This is a genomic window from Kitasatospora sp. NPDC127111, assembly GCF_042677465.1.
GTDB lineage: Bacteria > Actinomycetota > Actinomycetes > Streptomycetales > Streptomycetaceae > Kitasatospora.
The window spans coordinates 20850-28581 of the sequence record NZ_JBHXTG010000097.1 but is presented as its reverse complement, the minus strand read 5'-3'; the positions used below and the strand labels follow the sequence as shown (position 1 = coordinate 28581).

Sequence of the window (7732 nt, the reverse complement as noted above, 5' to 3'; positions counted from 1 at the left end):
AGCCCGCCGGGGGGCGGGCCGCCGACGTTCACGCTGCCCGAGCCGGCCGAGCACGGCCGGCCCTTCTCGACCTGGACCTGGGCCTGGACCTGGGCCTGGCCAAGGCGATCAGCGGTCGAGCGGGTCGCCGTCGTCCGCACGGCATGTCACGCAGCCGTGGGCCGGTCATAGGTGAGGAAGAGGACGCCACTCGGCAGGACGGTGTGGGCGGTCAGCTCCCACTGCCGGACGTCGAAGCCGGTGTTGCGGCCGAACAGCGGGACGCCGGCGCCGGTGGTGAGCGGGGACAGCTTGACGATCAGCCGGTCGATCTCGGGGTGCAGCAGGCCCGCCAGTTCGCCGCCGCCGCAGAGCCAGATGTCCTTGCCGTCCTGCTGCTTGAGTTCGCGGACCTTCTCGACCGGATCGGTGCCGACCAGCTCGACGGCGGCGCCGGGGACGGAGGTCAGGCTGCGGGAGAACACCACGTGCCTGAGGTGCGGGTAGGCGTCGTCGATGCCGGCCTTCACCCCGATCTCGTAGGTGTGGCGGCCTTCGAGCACGGTGTCGAAGTGGGTGCCCTCGGCGGTGATGGACAGGGCGGTACGGGCCGGACCGGGGAGTGTCTCCGGGTACTCGGTGACCACCTGCTCCAGATAGTCCGGGCCGATCGGCCAGAAGCCGTCCGGGCCGGTCGGGTCGCCGCCGTCGGGGGCGGCGATGTGGCCGTCCAGGGTAACGGCGATGAAGTACACGAGCTTGCGCACGAGTGGTCTCCTGAAGAGCTGACATTAGGTCAGACCACTTTATGATCATGAACGGGATAGGACCAGCCGGCTGGGTAGCTTCGCCTGGATCATCCGCTCCTTGCTCCGGTATGCCGTGTTGAGCCGTTGTTCGGTCCGGCCGGTGGCAAAAAACGAACTACCTAGCCCTGACGGCCCGGTCCCGGATGCGCCGGGGCCCGCACCCGCCGAGGGTGGGGTGATGAGCCTGATCGTGCTTCTGGAACCCGAGCTCCGGCGGGTGGACCACCTCGGCAGCAGTGGCGAGCAGTACGTCGAGGGTGTGCGCGCCGTGCACGCGGCCGCGTCCGACCCGTCCGGGGCCGGCGGCCCCGGCGACCACACTCTGTGCGGTGCGGACACCCGGCGGATGCAGACCGTGGACTACCGGCCCACCGCCCCAGGTTCCCCCTGGTACCCGCCGAAGTGGGACGGGACCGGGCGGGTCTGCCGGGACTGCGACCGGGCCGTCCGTTCCGCTTGACCCCCGCCACCGGGTGGGAGCCCCGCCGGGAAGCGCGCCACCACCCGGGCCACCTGCCGGGCATGCCGCGGTATCGCCCGGGTCGGTCCGGTGGTGGTACGACCGGGCGGTTGCCGCCCGGACGGCGTCCGACCGGCGCGTCGAATCCCGCTCCCCCGGCGCGGCGTCAGTCCCGGGTGTCGGAGCGGTTGCGCTCCAGGGTGAAGGTGTCCACCGGGGTGAGATCGCCGTGCGGCCCGTTGAAGGTGTAGTACGTGACCCGCATCCGGGTGCGCCCGCTCCGGCGGTCGCCGGGGTCGACGTCGAAGGCGGCGAAGCCGTGGGTGTTCTCGCGGTCCTGGACGGCGGCCCACGGGGCGTCCTCGGTGAGCCAGATCGACTCCCGGTACGGGGCGCCCGGCTTCGGGTCCTCCAGCCCGATGACCACCCGGCCCTTGGGCTGCTCGAACAGGTCGTCCTGGGTGGTCGCGGCGTTGCCGCCCGCACCGATGATCATGTGGACGGTGCCCCGGCCGGTGTCGGCCAGGTCCTTGCGGGTGCCGGTCGGCACCGGGGTGCGGGTGTCGTTGGGCAGGGTGCCGCGGACGGGGTGGGAGCGCTCGTAGTAGTGCTCGTGGCCGCTGACCACCAGGTCGACCCCGTAGGCGTCGAACAGCGGGCCCCAGGTCTCGCGGATGCCGAGGTCGCTGCCGCTGCCGTGCATGGAGCTGGAGATCATCGGCTGGTGCATGCAGACCACGATCCAGTCGATCGCCCGGCTGCCCCGCGCGACCCTCAACTCCCGTTCGAGCCAGCGCTGCTGGGCTCCGCCGGAGTAGCCGCGCAGGTAGCTGTCGCCGCTGTTCTGGATCGCCACGTCGTCGTTCGCGAGGCTGATGAAGCGCACCGAACCGACGGTGAACGCGTACCACATGCCCCGGGTCTCCTCGTCCAGGGAGGCCGCGGAGTCGGGCAGGGTGAAGTAGGTCTGGTAGCCGAGGGCGCCGAGCGGGCCGTTGCCGCCCTCGTTCTCGTGGTTGCCGACGCAGGGCATCCAGGGGCGCAGCCGGGTCGAGCGGCTGTTGCTGATGAACCAGTCCGCCCAGGTGGCGGTTCGGCTCTGACCGTGCCGGCCGCTGTAGGAGGCGTAGCAGAGGTCGCCGTTGACCAGGTTGAACAGCGGGCCGACCCGCTCGACGGCCGCCACGATGTCGGCGGAGTGCGCGGTGCCGACCTGACTGCTGGTGAACACCGGGTACTTGCCGAGCGGTCCGGGGACGCCGTCGGGGAACTTGACCTGGCGCCGGAGGTTGGGGGCGGCCTGGTCGCCGAAGCTGGTGAAGGTGAAGGGAGCCCGGCCGCGCGGGGCGGTGGTGAACGAGCCCGTCTCGGGGTTCGCGCCGTCGTGGCCGGCCGCGTAGAGGTAGGTGGTGCCCGGGCGGAGTCCGGTCAGCCGGGCGTGGTGGACGTAGGTCTCCTCCTTGGAGAGCGCGTCCCGGTAGGTTCGCGTCTCGGCCTCCACCACCCGCCCGAGGCTGCCGTCCGGCGAGCCGAGCCGGACGTGCGGACGGCGCACCGTCTGGGGGGTGATCCAGGAGACGACCATCTCGGACGAGGCGTCGGTGCCGAACTGCAGGTGCAGCCCGGTCACGCTGGGCGCGCCGAGACGGTGCGGCGTGGCCTGGAGCAGCGGGCCGGCGTTCGGCGCCGCGTCCGGTGCGGGCTCGGTGGCCGGGGCGGGCTGGGCGGATGCGACGCCCGCCACCAGCGCGGCGCCGGCCGCCGACGAGCCCTTGAGGACCGATCTGCGCGCGATGGTCATCGAACCCCACTCCCCCGGATGGACAGTTGACGTCGCCGCACTCTAACGGGCATGGACATGCCGAGTCGATCGGTTCGACAATCTCCGCGGGCGTTTCGGCGCCGGGAGGGCGAGGAGGACAGAAGCTGTCCTACATGCCGGGCACAGTGGCTCGCATGACGACCTTCCGTGGCCTCGCCACCCTCCGCTACCACGCCGACGACCTGGCCGCCGCGCGCACCTGGTACACCGAAGTCCTGGGTGTGGAGCCGTACTTCGAACGGCCCGACTACATCGAGTTCCGGCTCGGTGACCACCTGCAGGAGCTCGGCATCTCGCGCACCCCCAGCGCCCCGGCCGGCGTCGTCGCCTACTGGCACGTCGACGACGTCGACGCGGTGATGGAGCGGCTGCTGGGGCTCGGCGCGAAGGAGCACGAGCCGCTGCGCGACTACGGCGCCTTCCGGGCGGGAGCCGTGCTCGACCCGTTCGGCAACATCCTCGGCGTGATGCACAACCCGCACTACCTGGAGCAACTCACCCGTCGTGACTGAGCCGCTCCGGCAGGACGGCGGGCCGGCGCGCGGCGGCCGGTGTCGTGCCCGCTTCCCGATCGCGTGCGGCGGATCGGGCGCGGCGGATCGCGGTGCTGCGGGTCGGGGCGCGGCGGATCGGGACGCGGCGGATCGGGAGCGGTGGATCGGGTGGCGGCGGGAGGCCCCGGCCGACCGGGCGCGGGCCTACAGTGGGTGACGTGAGCACCGGATGGCCCACGGCCCCGGGGCTCGACACGGTGCGGCGGCGGCTCGGCGCGGAGCTGTTCGCCCGGGTGGCGGGTCCCCAGGGACCGGCGACCCGCAGTCGCATCCACGACACGCCCGGCCCCCGCTGGTTCGGCCCGGAGCGTCCGATCCGCGTCGTCCACGGCGACGCCTCGATGTTCGTCGGCGGCCTGCGGGCCCTGCTGCTGCAGTCGCTCCACCCGGTGGCCATGGCGGCCGTCGCCGCCCATTCCGGATACCGGAGCGACCCGTGGGGCCGGCTGCAGCGCACGAGCGCCTTCCTGGCGGTGACGACGTTCGGCACCGCCGATGACGCGCAGCGGGCGGTCGACCGGGTCCGCCAGGTGCACGAGCGGATCCGCGGCACGACGCCGTCCGGGCAGCGGTACCGGGCGGCCGATCCACACCTGCTCGGCTGGGTCCACGCCGCCGAGGTCGACAGCTTCCTCCGGGCGCACCGGTCCTACGGCGCGCGGCCGTTGGACGAGGAGGCGTACGACGGATACGTCGAGGACGCCGCGACCGTGGCCCGCGCGCTCGGCGTCGTGGACCCGCCGCGTGACCAGCGGCAGCTGGCGGCGTGCCTCGCGGCGTACCGGCCCGAACTGCGCGGCACGACGGCCGCCCGCGACGTCGCGCGCTTCCTCCTTCTCCAGCCGCCCCTGCCGTGGGTCGCCCGCCCGCCGTACGGGCTGCTGGCGGCCGCGGCGGTCGGACTGCTGCCCGGGTGGGCCCGGCGGGAGCTTCGCCTGCCGTGGGTCCCGGTCGTCGAGGAGCCCGCCGCACGGCTGGGCGGCCTCGGCGTCACCAGGGTGATCCGCTGGGCCATGTCCCCGCCGCCCGAGGCGGCCGGAGCGGCGGGGACAGTCCGGACGGCGGGGGCGGTGGCGACGGGCCGGGCGACGGGCGGCGGGCCCGGCCGCCCGCCGGAACGCCCTCGGTAGCCGGCCGGCGACGGGGCGAAGCGGACCCCCGGGATCGGGTCGACCGACCGCGGCGGGGACGGTCCCCTCCCCCGGCGGGCACCCGACAGCGCCGGCACCGTCAGCGGCGGGCGGCGCGGCGGCGGCCGGCGTACACGGCCGTGCAACCGGCGGCGACCAGCACGGTGGCGCCCACCGCCGTGGCGGTCAGCAGGCCGTCGTCGGCCCCGGTGGCGGCCAGCGCCGGAACGGCCGTGGCCGAGGCGGCCGAGGCCCGGCTCGGGCCCGGCTGCGTCGAGCCGGGCCCGGCGGGGGACGACGTCGAGGCGGCGGCCGGGGCGGGGACCGGCCCGGCCGTGGTGGCGCCCGCCGTCGTCGGTGCGGGCGTGGGTGCGGGGGTCGTCGTCGGCGTGCCGGTGGCCGGAGCGGTGGGGGTCACCGGGGCCTGGCTCGTCGGGCTGCCGGTCGGCTCGGGCGGGCAGGCCGTGCCGCCGTTCCAGGAGGCGATCAGCATCCCGGAGAACGGCTCGTCCGGGTAGTGCGGCAGGGGGTGGTCCCCGTCGCTCCCGTCGTACTTCTCGCCGACTCCGTACAGCGCCAACTCACCGAAGCACCGGGGCAGGTGGCCGCTGAGGTCGAGCACATCGCGGTAGTGCTCGCGGGTGAGCGTCGTGGTCGCCCAGCCGAGGAAGGTCTGCCGCCCGGAGGTGGCCCAGGTCGCGCCCTGCGTCTCGTACGAGCCCAGGGAGACGCGGTAGTCGCAGCCGGCGGCGGGCTGGCCGGCCAGCCGGACCTGGACGGTGCCGGACAGCGCCGGCATGGTGCCGCTGTTCGTCCAGTTGGCGCCGCCGTCCACGGAGTACTGGACCGGTGGCCGCCCGCAGGCGGGGGCGGCGTGGGCGGCCGGCGCGGCGAGTACGGCGGCTCCGGCGGTGACGCCGAGGGCCGTGAGGGTCAGCAGGGCGGTTCGGCGGTGTCTGAACACGGGATTGCTCCAGATGCGTCGGGGTGGGACAGCGGGTTGGGGATGACGGGACAGGACGGGGCAGGACGGTGGGCTCAGCGGCCGGGGCCGTGCTGCCCGGAGGCGTCCAGGGGCACGAGGTTGGCGGGCAGCAGCGGGAACCAGCGCAGCGCCTCGAAGGCGGCGGGCAGTCCGGCCGGCGCCTCGGCCGGTGCCTCGGCCGGGGGCTCGGGCCGGTCGGCGAGCACCGCCCGGGCCTGCTCCAGCTGCTCGTGCAGGGCGGCGGGCGCGGGCCCCGGCGGGGTCGTCGCCCGGATCCGCTGCCACGACCGGGCGGGGAAGTCGGCCAGCCGGACGCCGGGTTCCCCGGCGGGGCGGGCGCGGTGGCGCCACAGCCCGGTGCGGGGGTCGAACGCGTAGTCCGGCAGCAGCCGGTCACCCTCGGAGGCCACCAGCTCCACGGCGGCGAGGACGTACTCCCGCGCCTCGTCGGTGGTGAAGTACGGGAAGCTCACCCGCGTCCAGCCGGGTTTGATGCCCTCCAGGCGCTGACCGACGATCACCTCGCGGAAGGCGGCCGACCGTTCGGCCTCGATGCCGAGCAGCCGGTGCCCGTACGGGCCGGCGCAGGAGCAGCCGCCGCGCGCCTGGATCCCGAAGAGGTCGTTGAGCACCGCCGTGACGAAGTTGTGGTGCAGGTAGCGGTCGGGCCGGCGCCGGTCCTGGACCAGGAAGGAGACCACGGGCAGCCGGGGCACGTCGGTGCGCCCCAGCAACCGCAGGCCGGGGTGGCTACCCCACCGGGCCCGCACCCGGGACCAGGCGGCCTCCTCGCGCGCGTGGATGAGGCCGGTTCCGACGTCCTCCTTGAGGGCGAAGACCAGGCCGGCGCGGATCGACTCGACGACGGCGGGCGTGCCGCCCTCCTCCCGGGCGACCGGGTCGGTGACGTAGTCGTGGTCGGCCGGGCCGACGTAGGAGACGGTGCCCCCACCGGGCACGGTCGGCACCGGACCGCCCAGGAGGTCCCGGTGGACGACCAGGACGCCCGGTGTCTGCGGGCCGCCGACGAACTTGTGCGGCGAGAGCATCACCGCGTCCTTGTGGTCGCCGCGGCCGGGGGACGACTCGGCGACGCGGATCGGCAGGTAGGGCCCGGCCGTGGCGAAGTCCCAGCAGGCCAGGGCCCCGTAGGCGTGGAGGAGGGCGGATATCCGGTCGGTGTCGGCCAGGATGCCGGTGACGTTGGAGGCCGCGGAGAAGCTGCCGACCCGCAGCGGTCGGTGGGCGTGGAGCAGCAGTTGGGCGCGCAGGTCGTCCTCGTCGAGCCGGCCGTCCGCGCCCTCCCGGATCACCACGACGTCGGCGGCCGACTCGCGCCACGGCAGTTCGTTGGAGTGGTGTTCGTAGGGGCCGACGAAGACCACCGGGCGGTCGTGTTCCGGCAGTGGGGTGGCGTAGCGGCGGCCGCGACGCGACGGGCCGCGCAGGTCGAGCAGGGCCACCAGGCGGTCCACGGCGCCGGTGGTGCCGGAGCCGCAGAAGAGCACGGCGTGGTCGTCGCCGGCTCCGACGGCGCGGTGGATCAGGCCGCGCGCCTCCTCGCGGAGGCGGCCGGTGCGCAGGCCGTTCCCGGAGCTCTCGGTGTGGGTGTTGGCGTAGCGGGGCAGGACGGCGTCCCGGACGAAGTCCTCGACGAAGTCGAGGGGGCGGCCGGAGGCGGTGTGGTCGGCGTAGGTGATCCGGCGCGGGCCGTACGGGCCGTCGAGCAGGTCGCCCTCGCCGATCAGTCCGGCCTGGATGCGGGCGAGGAGGTCGGTGCCCGCCGCATCGGCGGGTGCCGGGTCGGTGGGTGCGGGGTCGGAGGGTGCGGGGTCGGCGGGTGTCGGGTCGGTGCCCGCCGCATCGGCGGGTGCCGGCTCGGTGGGTGCGGGGTCGGAGGGTGGGAGGGGGCCGGCGGCCGGGTGCTCGCCGGGGTGGGACCGTTCGGTGCGGTGCAAGGTAGAGGTGATCATCCGATAATCGTCGCTTGAAC

Annotated in this window: 7 protein-coding genes; 3 read left to right on the top strand and 4 right to left on the bottom strand. The window is 74.7% G+C overall.

Annotated elements, in window-relative coordinates:
• Window positions 1-146: 146 nt before the first annotated feature.
• On the bottom strand, window positions 147-746 hold the full coding sequence (locus ACFVHB_RS36230) for a dihydrofolate reductase family protein (protein ID WP_380330998.1): 600 nt from the start codon (window positions 744-746) through the stop codon (window positions 147-149).
• Window positions 747-966: 220 nt separating this feature from the next.
• Between ACFVHB_RS36230 and ACFVHB_RS36225 the strand changes: the two genes are divergently transcribed.
• Entirely contained in the window at window positions 967-1248 is a 282-nt protein-coding gene (locus ACFVHB_RS36225; RefSeq protein ID WP_380330995.1) for a hypothetical protein, read from the top strand.
• 166 nt (window positions 1249-1414) lie between these two features.
• Here the strand turns inward: ACFVHB_RS36225 and ACFVHB_RS36220 are convergent, their stop codons facing one another.
• The gene (locus ACFVHB_RS36220) at window positions 1415-3049 is read right to left on the bottom strand and encodes a purple acid phosphatase family protein (protein WP_380330992.1); all 1635 of its coding nucleotides are present in this window, start codon (window positions 3047-3049) and stop codon (window positions 1415-1417) included.
• Window positions 3050-3204: 155 nt separating this feature from the next.
• Between ACFVHB_RS36220 and ACFVHB_RS36215 the strand changes: the two genes are divergently transcribed.
• Window positions 3205-3582 carry a VOC family protein gene (locus tag ACFVHB_RS36215; RefSeq protein WP_380330989.1) on the top strand — a complete coding sequence of 126 codons (378 nt, stop codon included), beginning with the start codon at window positions 3205-3207 and terminating at the stop codon, window positions 3580-3582.
• A gap of 200 nt (window positions 3583-3782) precedes the next feature.
• Window positions 3783-4754, top strand: a complete 972-nt coding sequence (locus ACFVHB_RS36210) for an oxygenase MpaB family protein (protein ID WP_380330986.1) — start codon at window positions 3783-3785, stop codon at window positions 4752-4754.
• A gap of 100 nt (window positions 4755-4854) precedes the next feature.
• Here the strand turns inward: ACFVHB_RS36210 and ACFVHB_RS36205 are convergent, their stop codons facing one another.
• Window positions 4855-5718: a hypothetical protein gene (locus ACFVHB_RS36205; RefSeq protein ID WP_380330983.1), complete on the bottom strand. Its 864-nt coding sequence runs from the start codon at window positions 5716-5718 to the stop codon at window positions 4855-4857.
• A 74-nt stretch (window positions 5719-5792) separates the two neighbouring features.
• Window positions 5793-7712 (bottom strand): aminotransferase class V-fold PLP-dependent enzyme, encoded by a 1920-nt coding sequence (locus tag ACFVHB_RS36200; protein ID WP_380330980.1) that lies wholly within the window; start codon window positions 7710-7712, stop codon window positions 5793-5795.
• Between the last annotated feature and the right edge of the window lie 20 nt (window positions 7713-7732).